Source organism: Thalassospira sp. SN3W, assembly GCF_038070535.1.
GTDB classification, from domain to species: Bacteria; Pseudomonadota; Alphaproteobacteria; order Rhodospirillales; family Thalassospiraceae; genus Thalassospira; species Thalassospira xiamenensis.
Genome location: NZ_CP121124.1, coordinates 4,126,503 through 4,153,489 on the forward strand (window position 1 = coordinate 4,126,503; position 26,987 = coordinate 4,153,489).

23 protein-coding genes are annotated in these 26,987 nt (G+C 52.9%); 14 read left to right on the top strand and 9 right to left on the bottom strand.

Annotated features, from left to right (window positions below):
- Window positions 1-20 precede the first annotated feature (20 nt).
- The 4 genes from secD to P8T57_RS18990 all read left to right on the top strand — a co-directional run bounded on the left by secD (window position 21) and on the right by P8T57_RS18990 (window position 4,021).
- Window positions 21-1,595 (top strand): protein translocase subunit SecD, encoded by a 1,575-nt coding sequence (gene secD, locus P8T57_RS18975; RefSeq protein ID WP_007089624.1) that lies wholly within the window; start codon window positions 21-23, stop codon window positions 1,593-1,595.
- 19 nt (window positions 1,596-1,614) lie between these two features.
- Window positions 1,615-2,544 carry a protein translocase subunit SecF gene (gene secF / locus P8T57_RS18980; RefSeq protein WP_007089623.1) on the top strand — a complete coding sequence of 310 codons (930 nt, stop codon included), beginning with the start codon at window positions 1,615-1,617 and terminating at the stop codon, window positions 2,542-2,544.
- 146 nt (window positions 2,545-2,690) lie between these two features.
- On the top strand, window positions 2,691-3,590 hold the full coding sequence (locus P8T57_RS18985) for a DMT family transporter (protein WP_063094103.1): 900 nt from the start codon (window positions 2,691-2,693) through the stop codon (window positions 3,588-3,590).
- Window positions 3,591-3,640: 50 nt separating this feature from the next.
- A complete protein-coding gene (locus tag P8T57_RS18990) occupies window positions 3,641-4,021 on the top strand; it encodes an Mth938-like domain-containing protein (RefSeq protein ID WP_007089621.1) in 381 nt (126 codons plus the stop codon).
- A gap of 6 nt (window positions 4,022-4,027) precedes the next feature.
- On the opposite strand, the gene P8T57_RS18995 is transcribed toward P8T57_RS18990, so the two are convergent.
- Complete coding sequence (locus tag P8T57_RS18995; protein WP_063094105.1) at window positions 4,028-5,386, bottom strand: NAD(P)-binding protein; 1,359 nt, start codon at window positions 5,384-5,386, stop codon at window positions 4,028-4,030.
- A 111-nt stretch (window positions 5,387-5,497) separates the two neighbouring features.
- Here P8T57_RS18995 and P8T57_RS19000 point away from each other — a divergent pair, with 111 nt between their 5' ends.
- The 3 genes from P8T57_RS19000 to P8T57_RS19010 all read left to right on the top strand — a co-directional run bounded on the left by P8T57_RS19000 (window position 5,498) and on the right by P8T57_RS19010 (window position 8,237).
- On the top strand, window positions 5,498-6,676 hold the full coding sequence (locus tag P8T57_RS19000) for a mechanosensitive ion channel family protein (protein WP_341364016.1): 1,179 nt from the start codon (window positions 5,498-5,500) through the stop codon (window positions 6,674-6,676).
- A 6-nt stretch (window positions 6,677-6,682) separates the two neighbouring features.
- Window positions 6,683-7,528 carry a phytoene/squalene synthase family protein gene (locus tag P8T57_RS19005; RefSeq protein WP_341364017.1) on the top strand — a complete coding sequence of 282 codons (846 nt, stop codon included), beginning with the start codon at window positions 6,683-6,685 and terminating at the stop codon, window positions 7,526-7,528.
- A gap of 142 nt (window positions 7,529-7,670) precedes the next feature.
- The gene (locus P8T57_RS19010; RefSeq protein ID WP_083379358.1) at window positions 7,671-8,237 is read left to right on the top strand and encodes a hypothetical protein; all 567 of its coding nucleotides are present in this window, start codon (window positions 7,671-7,673) and stop codon (window positions 8,235-8,237) included.
- A 37-nt stretch (window positions 8,238-8,274) separates the two neighbouring features.
- Here the strand turns inward: P8T57_RS19010 and trmFO are convergent, their stop codons facing one another.
- On the bottom strand, window positions 8,275-9,621 hold the full coding sequence (gene trmFO / locus P8T57_RS19015) for a methylenetetrahydrofolate--tRNA-(uracil(54)-C(5))-methyltransferase (FADH(2)-oxidizing) TrmFO (protein WP_341364018.1): 1,347 nt from the start codon (window positions 9,619-9,621) through the stop codon (window positions 8,275-8,277).
- Between the two features lie 186 nt (window positions 9,622-9,807).
- Here trmFO and P8T57_RS19020 point away from each other — a divergent pair, with 186 nt between their 5' ends.
- Window positions 9,808-10,788 (top strand): hypothetical protein, encoded by a 981-nt coding sequence (locus P8T57_RS19020; RefSeq protein WP_341364019.1) that lies wholly within the window; start codon window positions 9,808-9,810, stop codon window positions 10,786-10,788.
- A gap of 22 nt (window positions 10,789-10,810) precedes the next feature.
- On the opposite strand, the gene uvrA is transcribed toward P8T57_RS19020, so the two are convergent.
- The 7 genes from uvrA to P8T57_RS19055 form a co-directional block, all read right to left on the bottom strand.
- Complete coding sequence (gene uvrA, locus P8T57_RS19025) at window positions 10,811-13,639, bottom strand: excinuclease ABC subunit UvrA (protein ID WP_341364020.1); 2,829 nt, start codon at window positions 13,637-13,639, stop codon at window positions 10,811-10,813.
- A gap of 190 nt (window positions 13,640-13,829) precedes the next feature.
- A complete protein-coding gene (gene fbaA / locus P8T57_RS19030; protein WP_341364021.1) occupies window positions 13,830-14,909 on the bottom strand; it encodes a class II fructose-bisphosphate aldolase in 1,080 nt (359 codons plus the stop codon).
- A gap of 20 nt (window positions 14,910-14,929) precedes the next feature.
- Window positions 14,930-15,997, bottom strand: a complete 1,068-nt coding sequence (locus P8T57_RS19035) for a Gfo/Idh/MocA family oxidoreductase (protein ID WP_341364022.1) — start codon at window positions 15,995-15,997, stop codon at window positions 14,930-14,932.
- A 43-nt stretch (window positions 15,998-16,040) separates the two neighbouring features.
- Window positions 16,041-17,177, bottom strand: a complete 1,137-nt coding sequence (gene nagA, locus P8T57_RS19040) for an N-acetylglucosamine-6-phosphate deacetylase (protein ID WP_341364023.1) — start codon at window positions 17,175-17,177, stop codon at window positions 16,041-16,043.
- Window positions 17,177-18,220 carry an SIS domain-containing protein gene (locus P8T57_RS19045; RefSeq protein WP_341364024.1) on the bottom strand — a complete coding sequence of 348 codons (1,044 nt, stop codon included), beginning with the start codon at window positions 18,218-18,220 and terminating at the stop codon, window positions 17,177-17,179. Before P8T57_RS19045 ends, nagA begins: the two co-directional genes overlap by 1 nt.
- Before the next feature lie 48 nt (window positions 18,221-18,268).
- Window positions 18,269-19,030 (bottom strand): GntR family transcriptional regulator, encoded by a 762-nt coding sequence (locus P8T57_RS19050; RefSeq protein ID WP_007089609.1) that lies wholly within the window; start codon window positions 19,028-19,030, stop codon window positions 18,269-18,271.
- Window positions 19,027-19,917, bottom strand: a complete 891-nt coding sequence (locus tag P8T57_RS19055) for a BadF/BadG/BcrA/BcrD ATPase family protein (RefSeq protein WP_341364025.1) — start codon at window positions 19,915-19,917, stop codon at window positions 19,027-19,029. Before P8T57_RS19055 ends, P8T57_RS19050 begins: the two co-directional genes overlap by 4 nt.
- A gap of 266 nt (window positions 19,918-20,183) precedes the next feature.
- Between P8T57_RS19055 and P8T57_RS19060 the strand changes: the two genes are divergently transcribed.
- The 6 genes from P8T57_RS19060 to P8T57_RS19085 all read left to right on the top strand — a co-directional run bounded on the left by P8T57_RS19060 (window position 20,184) and on the right by P8T57_RS19085 (window position 26,915).
- On the top strand, window positions 20,184-21,071 hold the full coding sequence (locus tag P8T57_RS19060; RefSeq protein WP_341364026.1) for an N-acetylmuramic acid 6-phosphate etherase: 888 nt from the start codon (window positions 20,184-20,186) through the stop codon (window positions 21,069-21,071).
- 47 nt (window positions 21,072-21,118) lie between these two features.
- Window positions 21,119-22,381, top strand: a complete 1,263-nt coding sequence (locus P8T57_RS19065; protein ID WP_037992556.1) for an ABC transporter substrate-binding protein — start codon at window positions 21,119-21,121, stop codon at window positions 22,379-22,381.
- 190 nt (window positions 22,382-22,571) lie between these two features.
- Complete coding sequence (locus tag P8T57_RS19070) at window positions 22,572-23,510, top strand: sugar ABC transporter permease (RefSeq protein WP_037992557.1); 939 nt, start codon at window positions 22,572-22,574, stop codon at window positions 23,508-23,510.
- A gap of 12 nt (window positions 23,511-23,522) precedes the next feature.
- Window positions 23,523-24,374: a carbohydrate ABC transporter permease gene (locus P8T57_RS19075; RefSeq protein WP_341364027.1), complete on the top strand. Its 852-nt coding sequence runs from the start codon at window positions 23,523-23,525 to the stop codon at window positions 24,372-24,374.
- Between the two features lie 27 nt (window positions 24,375-24,401).
- Window positions 24,402-25,520, top strand: a complete 1,119-nt coding sequence (gene ugpC, locus P8T57_RS19080) for a sn-glycerol-3-phosphate ABC transporter ATP-binding protein UgpC (protein WP_341364028.1) — start codon at window positions 24,402-24,404, stop codon at window positions 25,518-25,520.
- A gap of 306 nt (window positions 25,521-25,826) precedes the next feature.
- Window positions 25,827-26,915, top strand: coding sequence for an extracellular solute-binding protein (locus P8T57_RS19085; RefSeq protein WP_341364029.1), 1,089 nt, complete (start codon window positions 25,827-25,829; stop codon window positions 26,913-26,915).
- The last annotated feature ends 72 nt before the right edge of the window (window positions 26,916-26,987 follow it).

The following is a 26,987-nucleotide window of genomic DNA, read 5'->3' on the forward strand; positions in this document are numbered from 1 at the left end:
CAAATCTGGTTAAAGGACACATGCTTTATTTTACGAAATGGAAAGCAGCACTGGTTTTGCTGGTGTGCGCTTTGGGCGTTATATACGCTGCACCGAATTTCCTGCCCAAGGGCACGTTGGCGACTGAAGCCAGCTATCTTCCGGGTAAACAGATCAGCCTTGGTCTTGATCTGCGCGGCGGATCGCACATGCTGCTTGAGGTAGACATTAACAGCGTGATCCGCGAGCGTTATGAAGCGCTTGGCGATACGATCCGTTCGACACTGCGCGAGGAACGCATTCGTTACCGTCCGCGCGATGCCGGATTGGACGGTGCGGAAGTCACCATCGTCAATGCCGACGAGGTCGAAAAAGCCCGCGATCTGATCCGTGATGTCGAACCTAATACCGTCATGAGTGGTGACGGCAACAACATTATCGTTTCCTACACCGAACAGGCCCGCAAAGAGCTTGTTGATCGCGCGATCAGCCAGTCACTTGAAGTGGTGCGCCGTCGTGTTGACGAACTGGGAACGACCGAACCGTCGATCCAGCGCCAAGGTGAAGACCGTATTGTTGTTCAGGTACCTGGACTTGATGACCCGTCGCGTTTGCGCGCGATTCTTGGCCGTACCGCGAAAATGAACTTCCACCTCGTGAACGAGGAAAAAACGGCTTCCCAGGCGCGTGCCACCGGCATGCCGCCGGGAACCATTATCCTGCCATCGGCTGATGCCGGTGACCGTGCGGCCGGTATCAACGAATATCTGATTGACCGTCGTGTGGTTGTTTCGGGTGATAACCTTATCGATTCCCAACCCACCTTTAACGATGGTCGCCCCGTTGTTTCATTCCGCTTTGACGCGGCAGGTGGTGCGCGGTTTGGCGACATGACGTCGAAAAATGCCGGTCGTCGTCTGGCTATCGTTCTGGATGGCGAAGTGATTTCAGCCCCGCGGATCAATGAACCGATCCTTGGTGGTAACGGTATCATTACCGGCCAGTTCAGTGTTCAGGAGGCCAACGATCTTTCGTTGCTGTTGCGTGCCGGTGCATTACCCGCACCAATGCAGATCCTTGAAGAACGTTCAGTCGGCCCCGGGCTAGGACAGGATTCTGTCGAGGCCGGTGAAATTGCAGCCGTTCTTGGTCTTGTCTTCGTTATTGCCTTTATGGTGATCAGTTATGGGCGGTTCGGGATTTATGCCGATATCGCACTTCTGATGAACCTTATCCTCGTGCTGGCAGTGATGTCGGTATTGCAGGCAACGCTGACACTGCCGGGTATCGCCGGTATCGTTTTGACGGTCGGTATGGCGGTTGACGCCAACGTACTGATTTTCGAACGTATCCGTGAAGAACGTAATAATGGCCGTACGATCATCAACGCAATTGATGCCGGTTATCGCAGTGCGATGTCGACCATCCTTGACGCCAACCTGACCACGCTGATTGCGGCTCTTGTGCTATTCAGCTTTGGTTCCGGGCCGATCAAGGGCTTTGCCGTCACGCTTGCCATCGGCATTATCACGTCGATGTTCTCGGCAATCTGGGTGACCCGACTGTTGATTTCGGTGTGGGTTAAACGCCGTCGTCCGACGGAACTGGTACTTTGAGGAAGGGAGCAGGAAAATTATGAAACCATTGCATCTTGTTCCGGATGACGTGAACGTCCCGTTCCTCAAATTCCGGAAAATCTTTTATATTGTCTCGCTGGTCATGGTGCTGGCATCTGTTGGCTTATTTGTAACCAAGGGGCTGAATTTCGGGATCGATTTCCGGGGTGGTATTCTCCTTGAAATCAAAACCGACGGTCCGGCCGATATTGGTGCGCTGCGTGATAATCTTGGTTCTCTTGGACTGGGGGATGTATCAATTCAGGAATTCGGCGAACCCGATGATGTCCTGATCCAGTTGCAGCGCCAGGACGGTGATGAAAAAGCCCAGATGGCAGCGCTTGCTACTGTGACCGAGGCACTTGGTGACAATGTTACCATTCGCCGTAGCGAACTGGTCGGTCCGAAGGTCGGTGACGAGCTGAAGGAAGCTGGAGTCTATTCGGTTGCCATCTCGCTTTTGCTGATCATGGTCTATATCTGGTTCCGGTTCGAATGGCAGTTTGCCGTGGCATCGGTTGTGGCACTTCTGCATGATGTTCTGATTACCATCGGTTTCTTTGTGATCACCGGTGTTCAGTTCGATCTGGCGACGCTGGCAGCGGTTCTGACCGTTGCCGGTTATTCGATCAACGATACGGTGGTTGTATTTGACCGTATTCGCGAATATCTGCGCAAATTCCGCAAGATGGAAATACCCGATCTTCTTGATCTGTCGATCAATTCTACCCTGTCACGTACGACCATGACATCATTTACCACATTACTGGCGCTGATTGCGTTGTTCGTATTTGGTGGTGAAGCGATCCGTGGTTTCACGATGGCGCTGATTTTCGGCATTGTCATAGGGACTTATTCGTCAATCTGTGTGGCGTCTCCGTTGCTGATGGTTCTGCGGCTTAACCGCAAGATTCCCGAAGGCGAAGAGACCCAGAAGGCCGGTGCCTGATTCCTCAGCCGCAAGACATGGATTTACAGAAAGGCCGGGTTTGTGCGAAAACAACCCGGCCTTTTCCTTTAGAGCGCAGTGGCGTATGACCTTTGCGAGCTGATTTAAACCATTTTCAAAACTGGTTCTTGCCTGTGGCGCTTAATATGGACGCAAGAGATGGTCATCGGGCAAACTTGCTCGGTAGTCTGTGGATGATGGCGGCAATGGCAGCATTCGCTGTTGAAGACGCATTTGTGAAGGCCGTTTCGGCGACGCATCCAGTGGGACAGGTTTTGATCCTGTTTGGTGTCGGAGGGGCGGTTTTATTTGCCGCGATTGCCAAAGCCCAGAATAAACGACTGCTTGACCCGGCGGTTCTGTCGCGTCCTATGTGTGTAAGGATCGTGTTCGAGGTTATCGGGCGACTGTTTTATGTGCTTGCGCTTGCTTTAACACCTTTGTCTTCGACCACGGCCATTTTACAGGCAACGCCGCTTATTGTGGTTCTTGGCGCGGCGCTCATTTTTGGTGAAAAAGTGGGATGGCGCAGATGGTTGGCAATTTTTGTTGGTCTGATCGGTGTTTTGATCATTCTTCGTCCGAGCGCCGATGGCTTTTCAGCCCTGTCGTTGCTGGCGGTGATCGGAACAATCGGTTTTGCCGGTCGTGATCTAGCCAGCCGGGCAGCCCCGATATCGTTGGGGACGTCTATTCTGGGATTCTATGGTTTTATTGCCATTATTATTGCCGGTATCGTGTTTTCGGTTTGGGAAGGCAAAGCATTTACGCTACCCGACGGCCATAGCCTTTTCTATTTTTCCGGTGCGGTCCTGATGGGGATTTCTGCTTATGCCGCCCTGATGAAAGCGATGCGCAGCGGTGATGTTTCGTCGGTTACACCGTTCAGGTATACTCGGTTGTTGTTCGGTATTGCCTTGGGCGTGTTCCTGTTTGGTGAGGAACTCGACATGCCCATGTTGATCGGGTGTAGTATCGTTGTTGTTTCCGGGTTGTTTATTTTGTGGCGCGGGAAAAAAGCAAAGGCACCTGCAGCTGCGCTTTGAGGCCGACAACGCCGGAAGAACTTTTCAAGGTTGCGTCAAGAGGGAATGATATGTCTTTGGAAGTAAGTCCGCTGATCGCAGAAGGCCGAAAGATCGTTACCAGCTATGGGGATGGCCTGTTTCGTTTTGGCGAAGAAGTTGTCACTGGTTCGGTTTTACTGTTTCCCAAGAATGTCTATTCTTGGCCGTATGAGAATATTGATCAGGTTGATGTCGATGCCTTTGGTCGGGTGATTGAAGCATCCGACGAGATCGATATCCTGCTGCTGGGAATGGGAAGTGGCATGAAACCATTGCCTGCTGAATGGCGCATTGCACTTCGCAAACATGGCATTGTCGTCGAGCCGATGGATACCGGTGCTGCGTGTCGCACCTATAATGTTCTGGTATCAGAAGCCCGTCGGGTTGCCGCAGCCCTGATTTCGGTTTGACCCGTGTTATAAGTCGCGCAGTTTCAGATATTCATGCAACTGCGCACGGACCTTCATCACACTTGCGATAACCGCTGCCGGTCCGGGCGGATAATCCGGCGGAAAGGCATCCCCGCATAAAAACAGGTTCCGCCAAGGTGGCGTAATCCGGTGGCGAAGTGCTGCAACCCCCGGACTGAGTTCCGGAAAAGGGGCTTCACAGTCAACATAACTGAAAGCCGGATGCTCATCGCCGGTTTCAATTTTTGTCCTTTCCGACAGATCAAGATTCAAATGCTGATCGCAAAGCTCTGTGACGCGCTGCCAGATCGTTGCGGCCAACTGAACCGCTGTGCCGTCGCTTGGCAGAATCAGACTGCTGTTCATGCTGACCTGTATGTGACGACGGTTGCAATAAATCGCACGTACCAGATCATCATCGGCTAGGACACAGCATGGTTCGGCAAAGCTTTTGCTGGCCTGAAACACAAAAGTTCGTCGATGCGCCGGGGCTGGCGGAATGCCGATATCAGGTACCGCATCGCAAAGTGGCCTTGGATGAAGTGCAAGCACCACGGCATCTTGCGGGCGCACCTCGATCTGATCATCGCCGAAAAACAGGTCGGTGGCGAAATCCGTCGTACTGTCGATATCACCAAGTTCCATACCGCTTATGATGTCGCCGCCAGCTGCGATAAAATGATCGCGCATAGTGGGCAGCGCGATATCGTTTAGGATGATAGGGTCAATCGCCGCGAAGGCGTGGCTTGCATTATGGCGGCGTATTTCACGCAATGTCGGCATTAAAACGCGCCCCAACAAAGCGGCCGAGCAATTGTGGGCTGGCATTGAAAACAGTACCTCGGCCAGTGTCGCAAGTGCACCCTGATGATAGGTTGCTGTCGGTGTTTCCATATCTTCACCCAAATCAGCAGCGACCCGCATTCGTTGACTGACACGCCGGTCTTCACTGGCGTAACGGGAGAACCATAAATTCCATGCCGTAAACAGCCGTGCGAAAATTGTCGGGCGACGTGCAATCAAAGCCGCGGCAATACCGTGATCAAGATCAATGATGGCGGGGCTTCGTCCGGGGTGTTTAAGGCCGATAACCGCATGTGCCGGTCGGATCAGTTTTCGCGGAATTTCCGGCCATTGCGAGAAAAAATGCCGAACCAGATCCTCGGGATCATAGAAAATTTCGGGTTCGGCAACCTTGTGGTTTTTGGGGGAAGTTTTCATGCCGCGTGTCCAGCGGCTGGCGAAAGGTTCGCCGGAATCGTACAACGTTACGGATACACCATCCTGCGCCATTTGAGTTGCAAGTGCTGAGCCAGCAAGTCCGGCGCCAATGACATGAAGTCTTGGTGCAGCAAAGGATGCCATATGCCTGTCCTGTTTTAGTTGTTATACAGGGGCCGCAAGAAACAATCCGTAGCGGTAACCGTTAAGTCATTGTTTGATTTAAAACCTTAACAGCAGATTACATGTGAAGTCATGGACGAAATTACATCCGAAATTGATAGCCTGAACAGTGAAGTCATCGATCAGATGACCAATTGGGTCGAGATGCTGGGCGGCGGAGAAATCGGCAAATATGTCGTCGCAGGGGCGGTGCTGCTGTTTGTGTTCGTCCTGAAACGTGTTCTGGCACTTGGTGTCATTGGTAGCCTGCGCAAGCTGGCGCATCAGCACAAACATAGTACAGCCGCCCATGTTCTGGACGCCTTCGAGGCGCCGATTCAGCTTCTGGTGATTCTGGGGGGCGTGTATTTTGCGATCGAGATTCTTGATCTTCCGGAAAACTTTGACGCCGTTCTGTTTGAGCTGATCGGCATTTTTGCGACCTTCTCGGTCTTCTGGGCGCTATTCAGGTCGATTGAACCACTGGCAATGTCATTTAACAATCTGGCATGGCGTTTTGGGGGCGGTCTTGGTGATGATTTGCGACAGTTCTTTATTCGGGCGGTCAAGACGCTGATTGTTGTGATCGGCGTTGTCGTTCTGTTGGAAAACTGGGGCCTTGATGTTTCTGCATTTCTGGGCGGTCTTGGTCTTGCCGGTATGGCCGTGGCATTGGCCGCAAAGGATTCAGTCGCCAATGTTTTCGGCGGCCTGACCATTCTGGCAGATAACCTTTACAAGCGGGGCGACTGGATCGAAACACCGCAGTTTGAAGGAACGGTCGAGGTCGTCGGCCTTCGCGCGACCAAGGTTCGAACGTTTGCCAAGGCCTTGGTGACGATGCCCAATGCGCAAATCGTCGATTCCCCGGTAATCAACTGGTCCCGCATGACCCATCGCCGCATCAAGATGGTGATTGGGGTCGAATATCGCACCACAGCCGATCAGATTGAAAAGATCGTCAATGATATCCGATCCTTCCTGAAAAACGATAATGATGTCGCGCAAACCGATGTGGCGCAGATGGTGCATTTGTCTGATTTCGGTGCAAGTTCGATCAACATCGATCTGTATTACTTTACGACCACTACCGATTGGGTGACATGGCGCGATATCCGCAACCGGCATATCATTGCATTCAAACGTATTGTCGAGGATAACGATGCGGCGTTTGCCTTCCCGTCGCAGTCGCTTTATGTCGAAACCCTGCCGGAAAAAATGACCAATAACACCAATGATGATCGCGCTGAAACATCGCGCAAGATCGGATAACGTGCGATGACTGACACGCCAAAACTTTCCTATTGTGCCGATTACGTGCGTCGAAATGACAAGGACCGGTTTTTATGTTCGCTTTTCGCAAGTCCGGAGAAACGTGAAAGCCTTTTCACGCTTTATGCCTTTAATCAGGAAGTATCGAAAACGCGCGAAATGGTTAGCGACACCATGCTGGGCCATATCCGGTTGCAATGGTGGCGTGACACCCTTGCCGAGATTGAGCAGGGTAAAATCCGCAAGCATGAAGTTGTTGAACCTCTCTCGGTCGTGATCCAGTCCGGGCGGCTTGATGCGCGTAATCTGGAAACCCTGATAGCTGCGCGTGAATTTGACCTTGCCGATAAGGCGCCGGCAAATCAGGCTGAACTCGATCACTATATCGATCAGACGTCCGGGCATCTGGCGGTGATGGCGACCGAACTGCTTGGTGTGGATGAGGCGGATGCCAGACACGCCGCCCGACTGGCCGGGAATGCATATGGTTTGGTGGGAATTCTGCGCGCGATGGTTTTCCATGGTCGGGCAAAACGGCTTTACCTGCCTCATGATCGGATGGAACATTATGGGGTCGGGCAGGGCGACATTTTTGAATTCCGCAAAACAGACACAGTCAAAGCACTGACGCGCGAGATTGCCGAACTGGCGCAAAACCGGATCAGGGAAGCCAGAAAGTATCGTAAATATCTGCCGTCAAATGCATTGGCCGCGGCATTGCCGGTGGTGCTGGCTGATGGTTATTTACGCAAGCTTGAAAAGGCCGATTTTGATCCATTCAGTGCCGAGTTTGGTCTTGCACGCCCGGCCAGTTTCCGACTGACGGTAAAGGCATTTTTTAATCGATACTGAGCGCTAAGCTGGATATTGGCGAAATCTCATCTAAATAGATGTAATGGATACAATATTTTCGTAAAGTCTTGTGGTAGCGTTATTTGACGCTGGGGGCCTGATGGCAAACGGGGCGGACGAAATGAACATAACGAGGTCCAACATGATGAATTTGCATGCGCCGATCAAAGCTTTGGGGCTGTTTGGCATGCTTTTGATCATGTGGCTTGTTGTGCCAGCGCCTTGTCATGCGGGAAATATCGGCCCGTTTGTTGGCGAGTATCACGGGACATCGATCTATAACGCCGAGGAAGAACTTAAAGCGCGCGATCTTGACGTGAAAATCACGGAAACCGGGCGTGGCTTTACCATTGATTGGTCAACGGTAATTCACAAGGCTGATGGTCGCGAAAAAAACGTATCGCTGAGTATCGAGTTCTATACCACGGATCGGCCCGACATTTATGGAAGTGCGATGCGCACAGGCCTGTTTGGCAAACGTGTTCCCAATGACCCGTTGCAGGGTGAACCTTTTGTCTGGGCGCGTATCGTCGGAAAAACCCTGACCGTTCATGCGCTTTACATCACGGATGACGGTGGTTACGAAATGCAGGTCTATGAACGCAGCCTGGATGCAGATGGCAATATGGATCTCGTGTTCAAACGGTTCCGAAATGGCGAACCTATCCGCGATGTCACCGGAAAGCTCAAACGCCAGAGCAAATATTGAAATTTAAAAGGCCACATCGGATGATGCGGCCTTTGTTTCATGCAGCGTTGATGTCTGAAAGCCATCCGTCAAACAAGGGAATAGCGCGGTCGCTATAAAGCTTCTTGCGGTCGCGGCCTTTTACCCGTTTGGTCAGTTCAAGTTCCGGGAAAAGCCCGAAATTGACATTCATCGGCTGGAAGGTGCTTTCGTCAGCACCGCCTGTGATGTGGTTTAAAAGGGCTCCCATGGCGGTTGCAAGCGGCGGTGTCGGGATTGTTTTGCCTTGCTTTTCAGCCGCAGCAAAACGCCCAACCATCAGGCCTACAGCGGCACTTTCCACATATCCCTCACAGCCGGTGATCTGTCCGGCAAATCGGATATCGGTCCGGGCTTTCAGACGAAGCGTAGCATCCAGAAGACGTGGGGAATTCAGGAAGGTGTTGCGATGAATACCGCCTAGACGGGCGAATTCGGCATTTTCAAGCCCCGGGATCATGCGGAAGACGTCAGCCTGCGCACCGTATTTCAGTTTCGTCTGGAAACCGACCATGTTGTACAGCGTGCCCAAAGCATTGTCCTGGCGCAGTTGCACGATGGCGCGTGGCTTACGGGTCGGATCATGCGGATTGGTCAGACCAACCGGCTTCATCGGGCCGTGACGAAGGGTTTCGCGGCCACGTTCAGCCATGACTTCAATCGGCAGGCAACCATCGAAATAGGGAGTATCTTTTTCCCATTCCTTGAATTCGGTTTTATCACCTTCGATCAGGGCGTCGATGAAGGCGTTGTATTGCTCTTCATTCATCGGACAATTGATATAGTCCTTACCATCGCCCTTGTCGTAACGCGACTGGAACCATGCCTTGTCAAAGTCGATGCTTTCCTTATAGATGATCGGGGCAATCGCATCGAAGAAGGCAAGGCTCTCCTCGCCGGTGGCCTTGCGAATGTCTTCGGCCAGTGCGCTTGAGGTCAGCGGGCCGGTTGCGATGATTGTGCTTTCCCATTCGACCGGTGGCAGGCCATCAATTTCGCCACGCTCCATGGTGACCAGAGGATGATTCATCAGCGCTTCGGTTACCGCCTGCGAGAAACCTTCGCGATCAACCGCAAGAGCGGCACCGGCGGGAACCTTGTGTGCGTCCGCACAGCGAATGATCAGCGACCCGGCACGGCGCATTTCATCATGGATCAGGCCGACCGCGTTATATTCCTTGTCGTCAGACCGAAACGAGTTGGAACAGACCAGTTCGGCACATTTGTCCGTGTGATGTGCGTCGGTCGGTCGGGTAGGGCGCATTTCGTGCAGGATAACCGGAATGCCGGCCTCTGCCAGTTGCCATGCGGCTTCGCTACCGGCAAGACCGGCGCCGATAATATGAACAGGTTTGACCGTGCTCACGGTTGCGAACTCCTCAGCAAAAACAGAATTAAACTTTCTGGCACACACATAGCGGTGCAGGAGGCCTGATTTCAAGTGAATTGCGCCATTTCGCTGCTGCATATCACTTATGTGACCGTAAATTATTCACAAACCACCTGTTGCTGCGTCGCTGATACCAGACACATCCATCACAAGGACGGCATCATGAGCTATCCGCATCGACCCTATGGTTACGATCCGGCCCATTGCCCTGTGATGGGGCTTGTTCCAATCCGGCGATCCAGACAGAGCACGACGATTGATTGTTTGCCTGATGGAAATGGCGGTGATGGTGCGACAGACGGAGATGATAACATATCTGCGCGCAAAACTGCCGCCTCTACCATCGGACGGATTGCCTTTCCATTTGGTGATATCGGCGCCAACAAGTTTGGCAGCAGTGATGTTGAAAACATGATTGATTATGTTGTCGCCACCCGTCAGGGATGGCGCGCATCGCTTGTCATGCGGTCGTTTTTGCGCTGGTGGCGCAAGGATGAAGGGCTCGATGCCGATGCCCAAATGCGCAAAACGTCGGATGCAATCGTCATGTTGCTGGCGCTCAATCAAGGGCGGGACGGATTTGTGCATGGTTATCTGTCTGATCTGGCGGGCGGGCGTGAACAGCTTGATAACACACAGCGGGCTTTTTTCCGTTCGCTTCGGGTGGCAGCAATTGCGCTGGCGCTTTCGCCGATATTGCTGGTCGTGTCGGTGATACTGTTTTTGCACGTCGACCAGATCGTCAGCGCCGGGCACGGCAAACTGTTCGGGTTCAGTTATGATTTGTTGTTCTTTGTCGGCAGTTTCGGTGCGATCGGGGCACTGGTAAGCATGATGATGCGGTTGGGTAAGGATGTCGACTGGGCGGAAATGGAGCCGGCGTCGGTTTTTTTCAATTTTCTGTTTCGACCCTGCCTTGGTTTTTGCTTCGCCCTGATAGTATTACTGGCACTGCGCGCCGGTATTTTGCCGATCCCGCTGGATCAGTTACACAATATTTCCGACATGGATCAGATCGGAACGATTTCTGGTGCCGGGCAACAGATTTCCATCGTGCTGGTGCTGGCATTCCTGTCAGGCTTTAGCGAGCGGCTAAGCTCTGCTCTTGTCAAACGGGTCGAAGATCGGGTCGAAGCGGGCTAGGTGCCCGCTTCGCTTTAAGACATTACTTCAGGCCGAGATGGCGTTTAAGGTATTTACCGGTATAGCTTTCCTCGTTGGCCATGATGGCCTCTGGTGTGCCGCAACCAACCAGCTTGCCGCCGCCATCACCACCCTCGGGACCGATATCAATGATCCAGTCGGCAGTTTTTATGACATCAAGGTTATGTTCGATCACAACCACCGTGTTGCCCTGATCGACAATGGTGTGCAACACTTCCAGGAGCTTGCGGATATCATGGAAATGAAGCCCGGTGGTTGGTTCATCAAGGATGTAAAGCGTGCGGCCAGTGGCCCGCTTTGACAGTTCCTTGGCAAGCTTCACGCGCTGCGCTTCACCACCCGAAAGGGTCGTTGCCTGCTGCCCCAGATGGATGTAGCTCAACCCGACCTGTTTTAAGGTTTCCATCTTGTCGCGAATGGATGGAACGGCCTTGAAGAAATCGGCACCTTCTTCGACTGTCATATCAAGAATGTCAGATATCGATTTGCCTTTAAATGATATTTCCAGCGTTTCGCGGTTGTATCGCTTACCCTTGCACTGATCACAGGTAACGTAAACATCAGGCAGGAAATGCATTTCGATCTTGATCACGCCATCGCCCTGACAAGCTTCACAACGGCCACCCTTGACGTTGAACGAGAAACGGCCGGGCTTGTAACCGCGTGTTTTGGCCTCGGGCAGTTGCGAGAACCAGTCACGGATCGGGGTGAAGGCCCCGGTATAGGTGACCGGGTTCGAACGCGGGGTGCGGCCAATCGGGCTTTGGTCGATATCGATGATTTTGTCGATATGTTCGATGCCGGTGATGGTGTCATGGGCACCGGGGTGATTGCGCGCATTATGCATCCGTTTGGCTAGCGCCTTATACAACGTCTCAATAACAAGGCTGGACTTGCCGCCACCCGAAACACCGGTAACACAGATGAATTTGCCAAGCGGGAATTTGGCATCGACATTTTGTAGGTTGTTGGCACGTGCGCCCTTGATTGCGATCGATTTGCCATTACCCTTGCGTCGTTCCTTGGGAACGGCGATCTGTTCAACCCCGACAAGATACTTTCCGGTCAGGCTGTTCGGGTTCTGCTGTATCTGTTCGGGTGTGCCTTCGGCAACAATACGACCGCCATGGATACCAGCACCAGGGCCCATATCAACGACATAATCGGCGGCACGAATGGCGTCTTCGTCATGTTCAACAACAAGCACGGTGTTGCCCAGATCTCGAAGACGTTTCAGGGTCTCAAGCAAGCGATCATTGTCACGCTGATGCAGGCCAATGGAAGGTTCATCCAGAACATACAAGACCCCGGTCAGGCCGGATCCGATTTGCGACGCCAGCCGGATACGCTGGCTTTCGCCACCTGAAAGTGTGCCAGATGTACGCGACATCGACAGATAATCCAGCCCGACATCCCGCAGGAAACGCAGGCGATCATTGATTTCGCGCAGGATGCGTCGCGCGATTTCGGTTTCTTTTTCGTTCAGTTTGCCTTCAAGCGCCTGGAACCAGTCGGCGGCCTTGCCAATCGAAAGATCGGTGATCTCCGAAATCGTGGATTTGTCGATCTTCACGGCCAGTGCCTCGGGTTTCAGGCGATGGCCTTCGCAGGTCGGGCAGCTTGAAACCGTCTGATACTTCGAAAGTTCGTCGCGTGCCCACTGGCTGTCGGTTTCGCGCCAGCGGCGCGACATGTTGGGAATGACGCCTTCGAACGGTCGGGCAACCTTGTAGCTGCGCGAACCGTCATCGTAGGTCACCGTGACGTCTTCATCACCTGAACCATACAGAATGATGTCCTGTGCTGTTTTCGGAAGCTTTTCCCATGCGACATTGGTCTTGAAACCGAAATGCTTGGCGACCGCCCGCAGGGTTTGAAGATAATATTTCGACGTGGTGCTGGCCCACGGCGCAACAGCGCCATCGTCAAGGCTTTTGCCTTCATCGGGGACGACCAGTTCCGGATCGAATTCCATCTGGGTTCCAAGGCCATCACAGGCCGGGCAGGCACCAAACGGATTGTTGAACGAGAACAGGCGCGGTTCTATTTCCTCAATCGTGAAACCGGAAACCGGGCAGGCGAACTTTGCCGAGAACACGGTTGTTTCCCCGGTTTTGGCATCTTCGGTCAGAACGATACCGTCTGTCAGTTCAAGGGCGGTTTCAAAACTGTCTGCAAGGCGGGTTGCTATCCCTTCCTTGACGATCAGACGGTCAACCACGACCGAGATATCGTGCTTTAGCTTTTTGTTCAGTTCAGGCGCTTCGTCGATGTCATACATTTCGCCATCAATCTTGACGCGCTGGAACCCGCGTGTGCGAAGGTCACGCAGTTCCTTTTTGTATTCACCCTTACGCCCCCGAACGAACGGTGCCAGCAGATAAAGCCGCGTGCCTTTGGGCATTTCCATAACGCGGTCAACCATCTGCGATACGGTCTGGCTGACAATCGGAAGGCCGGTTGCCGGGGAATACGGGATGCCAACGCGCGCCCAGAGAAGACGCATATAGTCATAAATTTCGGTAACCGTTCCCACAGTCGAGCGCGGGTTGCGCGATGTTGTTTTCTGTTCGATGGAAATGGCAGGAGACAGGCCATCGATATATTCCACATCGGGTTTTTGCATCAATTCAAGGAATTGACGTGCGTACGCTGACAGGCTTTCGACATAACGACGCTGTCCTTCGGCATAAATCGTATCGAACGCCAGCGAACTTTTGCCTGACCCTGACAGACCAGTGATGACCACCAGAGCATCGCGGGGCAGTTCAACATCGATATTTTGCAGGTTATGTTCTTTCGCACCGCGAACCGAAATTTTCGTCAGCATGTCGGGCCTTTTGTTCCTGTAATGTTCGGAAAAGGTATAGAGGAGCCAAACCTGATACGCAAGCGCACCCCAGACAGTTCCTGTCAGTATCTGTCAGGAGTAGTCTGTTTTTTTCGCAGCGCAAGACAATGCACGAAAAAACCCGCCGGAAAAACCGGCGGGTTGAACATGCTTTTGCAATCCTAAAGGATCACCCTTTGGTAACCGACCGGCCGGTTGCGCCAAGATCCTTGAAAGCTTCTTCGAGGCGGGATACCATCGAAAGTTCTGCTTCACGGACCCATACGCGCGGATCGTATTGTTTTTTGTAGGGCTGATCGGTATCCGGATCGACCTGATACTTGAACGCACGTGCGTTGGCTTCGACATATTCGCCAACCGGGCGCGAATAGGCGAACTGGGTATCGGTATCGATATTCATCTTGAAGACGCCATAACCGACAGCTTCTTCGATTTTTTCTTTTTCCGAACCCGAACCGCCATGGAACACGAAGTCTAGCGGACGGTCGCCAAGGTTATGCTTTTCCGAAACATATTTCTGGGATTCCAGAAGGATTTCCGGACGAAGCTTGACGTTACCCGGTTTATAAACGCCATGAACGTTGCCGAATGCCGCCGCGACCGAGAAATGGCCAAGCGGAGCAAGGCGACGGTATGCTTCTTCGACTTCTTCTGGGCGGGTATAAAGACGTGGATCAATTTCCTCGACACTAGTATCAAGGTCATGGCCAATACCGTCTTCTTCGCCGCCGGTCACGCCCAGTTCGATTTCCAGGCTCATTTCGATTTTCGACATGCGTTTGAGGAACTCTTCGCAGGTCGACAGGTTGTCTTCGAGCGGTTCCTCGGACAGGTCCAGCATGTGGGAGCTGTAAAGCGCCTTGCCGGTCTCGGCATAGGCCTTTTCGCTCCATTTCAGCATTTCATCGACCCACGGAACGAATTTCCGGTTTGCGTGGTCGGTATGCATGACGACAGCAACACCATAATATTCAGCCATCAGCTGGGCATGGCGTGCAGCCGAAACAGCGCCCACGACACGGGCTGCTGCAGCGTCCTTGATGCCCTTGCCGGCAAAGAACTGTGCACCGCCATTCGAAAGCTGAATGATGATGTCAGAACCGGCATTTGCAGCGGCTTCAAGGGCGGCATTCATCGTGCTGGACGATGTGATATTGACGGCGGGAAGGGCGTAACCGTCCTGTTTGCAGGCAGCGACAAGGTCACGATAGGCAGAACCGGTAACAACACCGGGTTTAACGGAAGGCATGTGGGTACTCCTCCTGGGGGTCAGAGTATTATTGTTTCCCCCGTGCGTACCGACTGATCCGCAGCGAGGGCAATCCGTAAGGAGCCCAATGCATCTTCCATATGCTGCGTAAGGTCAAGGTTTTCCGTTATAGACTTTAGGAAAAATTGCTGTTCACGCAGACACAGGCCGTCATGATCGGGCTCGTCGTCTGTGCGGATGATTTCGTCAGATTGTGTAAATTTTCCGGCTGCATCTGTGGCAGCATGATGAAGCTTTAAGGCATTCGTCTTTGTGTGGGTATCGATATCGGCAGAACCCGCACCTTTTTCTTCAACATCGGTGATGGAAACACAGCCTTTCGGTCCGATCACATCTTTGACGAAAAAGGCGGTTTCGCTGATCATTGGTCCCCAACCGGCCTCGTACCAGCCAACTGATCCGTCATCAAAGCGCACCTGCAACTGACCATAGTTATACATTTCCGGTGCAACTTCATCCGACAGGCGTACGCCGATGGCGCTGACCGATACCGGTTTTGCGCCGGTCATCAGACACATCATGTCAAGATAATGCACACCACAATCGACAATCGGTGAAACACTGTTGAGCAACCGTTTATGGGTTTCCCAGAAAGCACCGCTGCTTTGTTGGTTCAGGTTCATGCGCATGACGAGCGGCTTGCCGAGTGTCTTTGCAACTTCAACGAACTTTGCCCAAGACGGATGATGGCGCAGGATATAGCCGATCACCAGTTTGCGACCGTGCTTTTTGGCTGCATTGACCACACGTTCGGCATCCTCGGCATTAGCTGCCAATGGCTTTTCAATAAAGACATGCGCCCCGGCTTCGAATGCGGCGATGGCAAAATCAGCATGGGTTTCGGTATATGTGTTGATCGAAACTGCATCAGGTTTTGTTGCCGCCAGCGCAGTATGAAAATCGGTAAATTGCGGGTAGGCGGCAAAACCATCCGGAAGGTTTTCTGCCGGGATTTCGGAACGGGTACACAGTCCGACGATTTCGTACCCTTCAAGCGCGTGATAGGCTTTGGCATGCGATAATCCCATATTGCCAAGACCGACGACAAGAATACGAACCGGCTTCATGTTGTGCCTCCTGATAAGTTTTTAATGCTTTGTTGTATTGAGATTATTCTACGCCTTTGATCCAGCTGCGAGTGACGTTGTAATCGTCATCAAACAGGATCATGTCGGCCTGATAGCCCGGTGCGATGCGACCCATGACATCGTCAAGTTTCAGGAACGCGGCCGGATACAGGGATGCCATGCGAAGGGCTTCTCCAAGATCGATGCCCACCATTTCGACGCAATTCTTAACCGCGGCGATCATGTCGAGGTCCGATCCGGCCAATGTACCATCAGCCAGCGCGCAGCGACCATCGGTGGCAATGATTTCCTCGCCACCCAGAACAAAGCGTTTTTCGTCAGCCCCGACTGTTGGCATGGCATCGGTCACCAGCATGATCTTGCCTTTGGCCTTGGCGTGAATGGCAACCTTCAGAACGGCCGGATGTACGTGATAGCCATCAGCGATCAATCCGCACCAGGTGCTGTCATCGGCCATCGCCGCACCGGCAACACCGGGTTCACGGTGGGTCATTGGGCTCATGGCATTAAATAAATGCGTGAAGCCGCGCATGCCTTCGGCAATGGCAGCCTGTACGTGGTTATAAGTGCCCGCAGTATGACCGGCACAAACCAGAACGCCACGATCAGCCAGCTTTTTAATTGTGCCTTTGGCGGCCTTTTCCGGGGCCATGGTCACCAGGATACGGCCATTGGGAAGGAGGGTCAGAAGATCAATCGCGTCATCTTCCATCGGGCGGATGATGTTCGCGTCATGCACGCCTTTGCGTTCGGCATTCAGATACGGGCCTTCCAGATGGATGCCGACAATGCCCGGCACATCCTGACTGATCGCATCGGTGACGGCCGTTATCGTGGCTTCCATTTTATCACGGTGATCGGTGATTAGGGTCGGCAGCATGGCCGTGGTGCCATATTTACGGTGGGCAGCCATGATCGCGCGAATACCGTCGACATCCGGTTCGTCATTCAGCAACACACCGCCGCCACCATTGACCTGAACATCGACAAGGCCGGGCGCAAGTATCTGATTTCCCGCATCAATCACCGAGATATTTTCAGGTATATGGCGGTTTTCGACAATCGCATTGACCCTCCCGCCGCGAACAATGACGGCTTTTTCGGACTGGAAATCGGTGCCGTCAAAAACGCGCGCATTGGTGATTGCAAAATCGGTCATCAGTGCGTCTCCGTTACTTTGGACAGGTGTGGTGGCGCATCTGGATTGCAACCACGTTCCAGCGCAACATATTCTGCGAGCGTATAGAATGTCTGGATCATTGCGATGGGGGCCATAAGCGGGTGGATATCCTCGACCACCGGAAGATGGCCCTTGATATCAGTGTGACCGGTTTCGGCGGCGAACAGATTATTGGTTTTCGCCCGCATTTCTTCGAGGAAACCCTCGACACTTTCGCGCGATGCATCCTGTTGGGAAAATACCAGCAACGGGAAGTCCTTGGTTACCAGTGCCATCGGGCCATGCTTTACCTCGGCCGCGCTGAAAGCTTCGGCGTGTAGGCTGCTGGTTTCCTTGAATTTAAGCGCGGCTTCCTGTGCAATGGCAAAGGCAGGACCACGGCCTATCACATAAAGACCGTTTGATTTTGCAATCGCATCGGCAGCATCAAGCCAATCCTTGCCAAGTGCCTTTTCCAGTGACACGGGCAGGGTGGAAAGTGCCTTGTTAAAGGCCGGATCCCGGGTCCATCCCCCAACGATCTGTGCGATGGCAGACAATGTTGCGATATAGGATTTGGTCGCGGCAACACTGATTTCAGGGCCTGCCATCAGCGGAATGACATGGTCAACCGTATTGGCCAACGGGGAATCAACGACATTGACCAATGCTACGGTGCGGGCACCGGCATCACGGGCGGCCTCGGTATTCTTGACCAGATCCGGGCTTTTGCCCGACTGGGAGACGGCAATAAACAAGGCGTCCTTGCTGGCGATAGACCGGTTATATATCGAGACGATCGATGGGGCAGCAGATACGACCGGAATGCCAAGCTGGCTTTCAATCAGATATTTTGCGTAAAGCGTTGCATGATCAGAGCTGCCGCGCCCGCACGTCACAACGAATTTTGGCGGGTTGGCACGCAGGTCCGCGACCAGAGCATCAATTGCAGTCTTGTTGTGATCAAGCTGCTTGGCAACGATGGCCGGGGCTTCGGCCAGTTCGCGACCCATCTGGGTTTTGGGTGTCCAGCGCGTGCTCATATCGAGTGTTTCCTCAAACTTTTGGGGCGACGTGCGACGCGATCATTTTCAGCGCGCATCAACTTGCATTTCGGCGATGAAGTCGTAACTGTCGCCACGATAATAGGAACGGGTGAATTCGACCGGTGTACCGTTGGCAAGGAAAGAACGCCGTTCGATATAAAGGGCGGCACAGCCATCAGGTACGCCAAGGATTTTTGCCGTTTCGCCATCAAACAGTTCAGCCCGAAGACGTTGAAGAGCGCGTTCAGGCTTTTTGCCGTATTTTGCCAGCGCATCATAAAGCGACTTTTCGACTTCATCCGGGCTTGGCAGGAAGGCGCGTGGCACGACTGCGTATTCGAGAGCCATCGGTTTGTCATTGGCTGTACGTAAACGCCGCAACCTTGTTACTTCTGTACCCGGCGAAAGATTAAGCGCCATGGCTTCTTCGGGCGAGGCATGACCGAGGGTTTTTTCAATCCAGACTGCACCGGGCTTCATACCACGCGTGATCATATCCTCGGTAAAGGATGTCAGGCGCGAAAGGGCCTGTTCAACGCGCGGGGCGACAAATGTGCCTGCGCCGTGACGCTGTACAAGGACGCCTTCTTCTACAAGGGCACGCATGGCATTTCGTACGGTAACGCGTGAAATACCAAGTTCATTAGCTAGATCGCGTTCGCTTGGCAGGGCGTCATCGACTTTCAGGATACCATCATCGATAACGGCCTTGATTGCCGTTTGCAGGCGGCGATACAGCGGGCCATGACCGATATTTTCGATGTCCCGGGCACGCAGGCTTGCGATGACGTCTGCTGTACTGATCATGCATGCACCTTTTGATATTTCCTAGCCATCAGGATTGCCCCATGCAGGGCATCGTTTTGTGCCGGAACCAGATCGGACCGGATATCGTCAGGCATGCGTTTGGCCATCTGCTCGGCAAGGCCGCCCATCAAACTCAGCCGTTTCGCGCCGAATTCCTGAAGCTTGTGCAGAATATTGCGATTTGCGGTTACAGCAACATCAATGATGGCGGCAGCAGTCGAGTCACCATGGCTGTCGGCATCGAATACCATTGGGCAGAATGCGCCATAATCAGCTGGTCGGGCTTTCTCGGCAAAAGCGACGATTTCTTCTGGATTGTCGTTATAATGTTTCATGACGGCGCGAGTCAGTTCGGATGACACCGCCAAACCTTCGTGGGCAAGCAGGGCGGTTTCAATCGCCGTCCGGCCAATACGGGCGCCGCTTCCGATATCAGAAATCTCGAAGCCCCAACCAGCAAGTGCCAATTCACGACCCTCGACAATCGCCTGTCCGCAGGTACCGGTTCCAACAATCAATATGGCCCCGTCAGCACCATCATGTGCGCCAAGGCATGCAGTGTAGGCATCGGTCGCAAAACAGGCACTGGCGAACGGATGTTTATAGGATTCGGCAAGTTTGCGTTCGCGCTCCAACGGCAAACCGGCCAGTCCAAGTCCTGCGTGCAAATCCGAAATGCGGCTTTCGGAAAGGCCTGCTTCCTTGAGTGCCATGGTCGCAGCGGCAATGATTTCACCAAAGACGTGGTTTATGCCAAGGCGGGTATTTGCCCCGCCGCGCATGGCTTCACCGAGGGTTTCACCCGCGCTATTGACAATGCGCGCCCGGCAGCGCGTACCGCCACCATCAATGCCAAGGTAGAGCTTTTCTTTTTGTGCGTTTTGCATTCCGACCATCCCTAACTGAAGGGATCATAGCAGAGTGGTATCTTGAAAAGCAATACCAATATAAATCCACTAATGCTGTTCTCGGTCCCATTTTGGCATCATGTAGATAAGGATGGCGCTGCCGGTGATAAATTGAAATCACCTATTATCTATTTGAAAAAAAGTGAAATATGAGGTGAATCTGAGTAAATTTCGGGGTGCGTTCAGGAAGTGCCTTGCCTTGCTGGTATCATAATGGTATTTAATTGATGGAGGGAGATTGGAAAATGGCATCACGCACTGAAGAATTTGATATGCGCTTTGCCGGGTTGGATCGGTGGTCCGACGCCGATTTCCTTATGGCTTTGTGGGAAGGCCAGATGCGCGCGGTCGCATCGCTGGGGCCGGTCCTGTCGGATATGGCAATAGCCGCAAACGGGATAGCACGTCGCCTGGAGGGCGGCGGGCGTCTCGTTTATGTTGGTGCTGGAACTTCCGGCACGGTGGCCTGGCAGGATGCCAAGGAACTTGGCGGAACTTTTGGCTGGCCCGAAGACATGACCATTGTCATGTTGGCAGGCGGTTTACAAAGCGAGCCGGGTGTATTCAATTCCGCTGAAGACGATACCAAAGCAGCCGAAAATGAAATTACCCGACATCGCATAGGTGAAGGTGACGCGGTCATTGCCGTCGCGGCTAGTGGCTCTACGCCTTATACATTGCGCGCCGTTAAACTGGCCCGCGAGCGCGGTGCTTACACCGTTGGTCTTTGCAATAACCCTGATGGCAAACTTTTGACGACGGCAGAGTGCGGTATTTTTCTTGATAGCGCGCCCGAAGTTATCGCTGGCTCAACCCGGATGGGGGCAGGGACCGCGCAGAAGGCTGCCATAAATATCCTTTCATCGCTTGTCATGAGCAAGCTAGGGCGACTTTTTGATAATCTGATGGTCGGCATGCGTGCCGAAAACATCAAGTTGCATGATCGCGCCATCCGCATTACGGGGCATATTGCTGGTTGCGATGCGCGGAATGCCGAAAGCGCCCTTGAAAAAGCACAGTTTGATATCCGCATCGCGGTCCTGATTGCCAAAGGGCACGAGACCGGGAAAGCCAAAGAAATTCTTGCGATGTTTAACGGAAATCTCCGGGCAGCGCTTGAGTATAAGGACTGACATCTGCAGGGATAGCAGTCCGCCGACATTGATCAGAGGAGGCATAAATGTCGAATAAAGTGTTTGCAAAAGGCCTGGCAGCGGCCCTGGCGGCAAGTGTCGCCCTGGTTCCGTTGATGGCATCTGCCGGCGAACTCGTGATCGAGAGCTGGCGTAACGACGATATCGATATCTGGAATGATCAGATTATTCCGGCCTTTAACAAGGAATATCCTGAAATCAAGGTGACTTTCTCGCCGACCCCGCCGACAGATTATAACGCGCTGATCAATGCGAAATTCGCAGGTGGTACTGCTGGCGATCTGATTACCTGCCGTCCGTTCGATGCGTCGCTTGAACTTTACAAGCAGGGAAATCTTGCACCGCTTGATGATATCAAGGGGATGGACAATTTCTCGGACGTTGCGAAATCCGCATGGCAGACCGATGATGGTTCCGCCACCTTCTGTCTGCCAATGGCATCGGTTATTCATGGCTTTATCTATAACAAGGAAGCCTTCGAGGCGGCCGGTGTAGAAGTGCCGAAAACCCGCGAAGAGTTCTATGCCGCCCTTGATAAAATCAAGGAAGAAGGCAGCTATATCCCGATGGCAATGGGGACTGCTGATCAGTGGGAAGCCGCCACAATGGGCTTCCAGAACATTGGTCCGAATTACTGGAAAGGCGAAGAGGGCCGTAAAGCCCTGATCGATGGTAGCCAGAAATTCACCGACAAGCCGTATATTGATACCTTTACTGAACTGGCGAGCTGGTCGAACTATCTGCCGGACGGTTATGAAGCCATTTCCTATCCGGATGCGCAGAACCTGTTCTCGCTTGGTCGCGCGGCAGTTTATCCGGCCGGTTCGTGGGATATTTCCCTGTTTAACAGCCAGGCCGATTTTGAATTCGGTGCCTTCCCACCGCCACCGGCTGCGGGTTCGGATACCTGCTATATCAGTGATCATACCGATATCGCGCTGGGTCTGAATGCCAAATCGCCGAATGCCGCCGAAGCAAAGATCTTTCTCGAATGGATGACCGGTTCGGAATTTGCGTCGCTTTATTCGAACGCGCTGCCGGGCTTCTTCTCGTTGTCGAACCACAAGGTTGAAATCAGCGATCCGGTTGCCAACGAGTTCGTCAGCTGGCGTCAGAAATGCGAGTCAACCATTCGTAACTCGTATCAGATTCTGTCACGCGGCACGCCGAACCTTGAAAACGAACTGTGGAACATTTCCGCACAGGTTATCAACGGCACCGTTACCCCGGAAGAGGCAGGCAAAGCTACCGAAGCCGGACTTGCGAAGTGGTATGCGCCGCATCAGTAAGGCCTGAATACAGATGGCAGGTGACTTCTTGCGCCTGCCATCCTTGTATCCGCAAAAATATGTTGCAGTTCCGCAGATCACGCTGATTGACAGATCCGGCGGACAGGACTGCAATCAGGCGCTTAGATGAACGCTTTCGACCGGGGGGCGCGTTCCCCGTACGCTTAATCTCAGAAAGACAGGATAAGGTATGGCGCATTCCGGGCCCATGACCGATTGGCGCAAGGCAAAATTGCCTGTGTTTGCCTTTCTGGCACCTGCGACGATCATCTACACATTGTTTATGATCTATCCGCTGATCGATTCCATACGTCTCAGTTTTTATTCCACGCCAAGCGGCGGGGAGATGGCCTTTGTCGGTTTCGATAACTATCGAACCATTCTGGGAGATCCGGACTGGTCGGCGACCTTCTGGAACAGTTTCTGGAACAACATGAAATTCTTTGCGGTTCACATGCTGGTGCAGAACCCGATCGGGATCGCGCTTGCGGGTATTTTAAGCCTTCCGCAACTGAGGTTCCGCAACACCTATCGCACGATGATGATCATGCCAACCATGCTGTCGGTGGTGATTGTCGGTTTCATCTGGCAACTGATCCTGAGCCCTGTCTGGGGTGTGGGCGTCGATATCCTTGATATTTTCGGCCTGAAATCACTGTTTGGTCCGTGGCTTGGCAAGGAAGGTTCGGCCCTGATCACGCTTTCCTTTATCTCGGTCTGGCAGTGGGTCGGCATCCCGCTGATGCTGATTTATGCGGCCCTTCTGGCTATCCCCGATGATCTGGTCGATGCGGCGATTGTCGATGGCGCGACCCATTTCGAGGTGTTTCTGCATATCAAGCTGCCGCTGGTTCTGCCGACGGTTGCGATGGTGTCGATCCTGACATTTGTGGGTAACTTCAATGCGTTCGACCTGATTTATGCCGTAAAGGGTGCGTTGGCCGGTCCGAATTTCTCGACCGATATCATGGGCACACTGTTCTATCGCACATTCTTTGGCTACCAGTTGCAGCTTGGCGATCCGAGCCTGGGGGCGACGGTCGCGTCACTGATGTTCCTGATCATTCTTGCTGGTGTTCTGTTCTATCTGTTCGCCGTGCAGCGCCGTCTGGCGCGCTACCAGTTGTAAGGAGGCGGCCAGATGATGATGAATAAAAATATTCGCAGGGAAGACATGTCGCGTGCCGTGATCGTGCATGCGATCCTGCTGACCTACACGTTGGTGGCGCTGTATCCGATCTTTCTCGTGATCATCAACGCATTCAAATCCCGCAAAGGTATTTTTAAAGACCCGATGGGGTTGCCGAATGCGGAAACCTTTAGTCTTGACGGTTTTACCAAAGTCCTGGCCAAGTCGAATTTCGAGCTGTTTTTCTTTAACAGCTTTACCGTAACCGTCGTGACCATCGTTATTGTTCTGCTGCTTGCATCGATGGCCGCCTGGGCGCTTTCGGAATACAAGTTTCCGGTCAATACGTGGCTTGCGCTGTATCTCGCTGTTGGCATCATGGTTCCGATCCGTCTGGGATCGGTTTCAATCCTGAACCTGATTGTGGAGTTGGGATTGATCAATACGTTGACCGCACTTGTGTTGGTCTATGTGGCGCAGGGGTTGCCTTTGGCGATCTTTATCCTGACCGAATTCATGCACCAGATACCCAAGGATTTGAAAGAAGCCGCCCGTTGCGACGGGGTCGGTGAATTCAAGATTTTCTTTGCAGTTATCCTGCCGCTGATCCGACCGGCCGTGGCAACGGTCGCCGTGTTTACCATGATCCCGATCTGGAATGATCTTTGGTTCCCGCTGATCCTTGCCCCGGGGGATGGCAAGCAGACCATTACGCTTGGTATCCAGCAATTCATTGGACAGTACGTTACCGACTGGAACGCGGTTCTGGCATCGTTGAGCCTCGCGATCATTCCGATCCTGATTCTTTATCTGATTTTCTCCCGACAACTCATTCGCGGCCTGACATCTGGCGCGGTGAAATGAGTATTGGTGTGACAGGAGCTTACCTAAATGGCTGATTTGAAACTGGACCAGATCCGCAAAAGCTATGGCGCTGTTGACGTGCTGCATGGCATTGATCTGGATGTGAAGGACGGAGAGTTCGTCGTATTTGTTGGGCCGTCCGGCTGCGGCAAATCGACGTTACTGCGTATCATTGCCGGTCTGGAAGATATCACCGGTGGTGATCTGATGATCGACGGGGATATCGTCAATACCAAAAGCCCGCGCGACCGGGGGATTGCGATGGTATTCCAGTCCTATGCGCTTTATCCGCATATGACGGTCTATAAAAATATGGCGTTCGGCTTGAAGCTTGCCAATCACGACAAAAGCGCGATTGACCAGCGGGTACGAGAAGCCGCCCGCATTCTGCAACTGGACAAGCTGCTGGATCGTCGTCCTTCTGAATTGTCGGGCGGGCAACGTCAGCGTGTTGCAATTGGTCGCGCCATTGTGCGTCAGCCGAAAGTTTTCCTGTTTGATGAACCACTGTCGAACCTGGATGCGGCGTTGCGCGTTCAAACCCGTATCGAGATCGCCAAGCTGCATCAGGAACTAAAATCAACGATTGTCTACGTCACACATGATCAGGTCGAAGCGATGACGCTTGCCGACAAGATCGTTGTGATGAATGCCGGCAATGTCGAGCAGGTCGGATCACCGATGCAGCTTTATCATCATCCGCAAACACGCTTTGTTGCCGGTTTTATCGGATCGCCTGCAATGAATTTCACAACGGTTCATATTGATGCCGTCGAACAGGGCAAGGTAACCGTTACCGTGCCGGGAGGCGCCAAGGCTGTTCTGCCGTTTGATGTGCCCGCAGGTGATGTCGGCAAGGATGTCGAACTGGGAGTACGTCCCGAGCATCTGTCAACGGGTGAGCAGGGGGATTTGTCGATTTCCGGCGAGGTCGATGTTGTCGAGAAACTTGGCGACTCTACCTATTTGTATCTCAAGCTCGCGAATGGCGACCGCTTCACGGTTCGCGCCCCTGGCCACAGCCGTATTAAAATCGGCGAGACTGTTAGTGCAGCAGCCGAAGCCGGGGCATCCCATCTGTTTGACGTCGACGGCAAGGCTTATGCCAAGCTGGAATGCCCGCCGGAATATAGTGCCGACGAATAGAGTTTAGCTTCCAGATATTTAGTTATGAAGGGGTAGCCGGTTTGGCTGCCCCTTTTTTATTTGCAAGCAGATGTGTTTGGGTCCCGAAATTCCGAAAAATTGTTGCATAAGTTTAACTTGCAGAAAGTCCGGTTTCACGGCGAGAATTGAAACGAATTGTTCAAAAGAACGCAAAATGATCGATTTTGCTTTCGTTTCAACAGAGTTTCTTGCGATACTGGTGCTGTCCCGGAACGTTACCAATGCCCTAGAATGCATTGACGCCGGACAGGGGAAGTGCCGTCACGTCAACAGAGAGGTAAAATAATGTCGAAAAAGCATGGCGGACTGCGCGGTTCTTTGCTGGGGCTTACTGCTCTTGCCGGAATGGCGATGCTTGGTGCAAACGCACAGGCTGAAGAGCTTCGTTTGCTGACCTGGGGTGGATATGCCCCGGATGACGTCGTCGAGATGTTTGAGAAAGAGACCGGAATCGACGTTGAAGTCACGCTTTCGAACAACGAAGACATGATTTCCAAACTGCGTGCTACCGGTGGTGGCGGTTTCGACCTTGCCCAGCCGTCCCAGGACCGCATTTCTGGTGCACAGCTCGAATATGGCATTTACAAGCCGATTGATCTTTCCAAGATTGATGCTGCGAAGTTCATTCCGTCGATGCTGGAAGCAACCAAGAAAAATACCACGCTTGATGGCGAGGTTTATGGTGTCCCACATGTCTGGGGGACCAGTGGCCTGATCGTTGACACGACCAAAGCTGGTGACGTCAAAGATTATACCGATCTTTGCAATGCCGATATTTCGGGCAAGGTTTCCTATCGCCTGAAACGTCCAACCCTGATCGGATTTGCTTTTGCAATGGGTATGGACCCGTTTGCGGCATATGGCGATGAAGCCAAGTATCAGGAAATTCTTGATGCGGTTGAGAAAAAGCTGGTTGAGTGCAAGCCAAACGTCAAAACCTATTGGGAAGGCGGCGATGCACTGCTTAACCTTGTGCGGTCGGGCGAAGTTGTTGCCGCAATGGCATGGGATACCGGTGGCTGGAAACTCAATAACGACAACGCCGACATTACTTTTGTTGCCCCTGCATCAGGTGCATTGGGCTGGATCGATACCTTCGTCTTGCCGCGCAAATCCGAGAACGAAGATGCTGCTTACAAGTGGATCAATTTCGTCATGCAGCCGGAGATTGCTGCCAAAATTACCGCAAGTGCCGGTAACTTTACCGCATCCAAAGGTGCGGACGAGTTTGCGGATGACAAGCTGAAGGCTCAGTTCCAGGGAAGCTTCCCAGCCGAAGCCCTTGACAACATTAAATGGTATCCGACGGTTCCGGCTGGTCTGGAAACCCTTGAAGGCAAGACCCTTGACCGTGTGAAAGCAGCACAGTCGTAAGCCAAGCTGTTCTGATCCTGTTTGGATCGGATGATAATGTCCCCGGCATATGTTGCCGGGGACATTGCATTT

What these genes read in the sequence shown, in the direction of transcription:
- secD (WP_007089624.1), top strand. Translation starts at nt 21, where the DNA reads ATGCTTTATTTTACGAAATGGAAAGCAGCACTGGTTTTGCTGGTGTGC.
- secF (WP_007089623.1), top strand. Translation starts at nt 1,615, where the DNA reads ATGAAACCATTGCATCTTGTTCCGGATGACGTGAACGTCCCGTTCCTC.
- P8T57_RS18985 (WP_063094103.1), top strand. Translation starts at nt 2,691, where the DNA reads ATGGACGCAAGAGATGGTCATCGGGCAAACTTGCTCGGTAGTCTGTGG.
- P8T57_RS18990 (WP_007089621.1), top strand. Translation starts at nt 3,641, where the DNA reads ATGTCTTTGGAAGTAAGTCCGCTGATCGCAGAAGGCCGAAAGATCGTT.
- P8T57_RS18995 (WP_063094105.1), bottom strand. Translation starts at nt 5,386, where the DNA reads ATGGCATCCTTTGCTGCACCAAGACTTCATGTCATTGGCGCCGGACTT.
- P8T57_RS19000 (WP_341364016.1), top strand. Translation starts at nt 5,498, where the DNA reads ATGGACGAAATTACATCCGAAATTGATAGCCTGAACAGTGAAGTCATC.
- P8T57_RS19005 (WP_341364017.1), top strand. Translation starts at nt 6,683, where the DNA reads ATGACTGACACGCCAAAACTTTCCTATTGTGCCGATTACGTGCGTCGA.
- P8T57_RS19010 (WP_083379358.1), top strand. Translation starts at nt 7,671, where the DNA reads ATGATGAATTTGCATGCGCCGATCAAAGCTTTGGGGCTGTTTGGCATG.
- P8T57_RS19020 (WP_341364019.1), top strand. Translation starts at nt 9,808, where the DNA reads ATGAGCTATCCGCATCGACCCTATGGTTACGATCCGGCCCATTGCCCT.
- uvrA (WP_341364020.1), bottom strand. Translation starts at nt 13,639, where the DNA reads ATGCTGACGAAAATTTCGGTTCGCGGTGCGAAAGAACATAACCTGCAA.
- fbaA (WP_341364021.1), bottom strand. Translation starts at nt 14,909, where the DNA reads ATGCCTTCCGTTAAACCCGGTGTTGTTACCGGTTCTGCCTATCGTGAC.
- P8T57_RS19035 (WP_341364022.1), bottom strand. Translation starts at nt 15,997, where the DNA reads ATGAAGCCGGTTCGTATTCTTGTCGTCGGTCTTGGCAATATGGGATTA.
- nagA (WP_341364023.1), bottom strand. Translation starts at nt 17,177, where the DNA reads ATGACCGATTTTGCAATCACCAATGCGCGCGTTTTTGACGGCACCGAT.
- P8T57_RS19045 (WP_341364024.1), bottom strand. Translation starts at nt 18,220, where the DNA reads ATGAGCACGCGCTGGACACCCAAAACCCAGATGGGTCGCGAACTGGCC.
- P8T57_RS19050 (WP_007089609.1), bottom strand. Translation starts at nt 19,030, where the DNA reads ATGATCAGTACAGCAGACGTCATCGCAAGCCTGCGTGCCCGGGACATC.
- P8T57_RS19055 (WP_341364025.1), bottom strand. Translation starts at nt 19,917, where the DNA reads ATGCAAAACGCACAAAAAGAAAAGCTCTACCTTGGCATTGATGGTGGC.
- P8T57_RS19060 (WP_341364026.1), top strand. Translation starts at nt 20,184, where the DNA reads ATGGCATCACGCACTGAAGAATTTGATATGCGCTTTGCCGGGTTGGAT.
- P8T57_RS19065 (WP_037992556.1), top strand. Translation starts at nt 21,119, where the DNA reads ATGTCGAATAAAGTGTTTGCAAAAGGCCTGGCAGCGGCCCTGGCGGCA.
- P8T57_RS19070 (WP_037992557.1), top strand. Translation starts at nt 22,572, where the DNA reads ATGGCGCATTCCGGGCCCATGACCGATTGGCGCAAGGCAAAATTGCCT.
- P8T57_RS19075 (WP_341364027.1), top strand. Translation starts at nt 23,523, where the DNA reads ATGATGATGAATAAAAATATTCGCAGGGAAGACATGTCGCGTGCCGTG.
- ugpC (WP_341364028.1), top strand. Translation starts at nt 24,402, where the DNA reads ATGGCTGATTTGAAACTGGACCAGATCCGCAAAAGCTATGGCGCTGTT.
- P8T57_RS19085 (WP_341364029.1), top strand. Translation starts at nt 25,827, where the DNA reads ATGTCGAAAAAGCATGGCGGACTGCGCGGTTCTTTGCTGGGGCTTACT.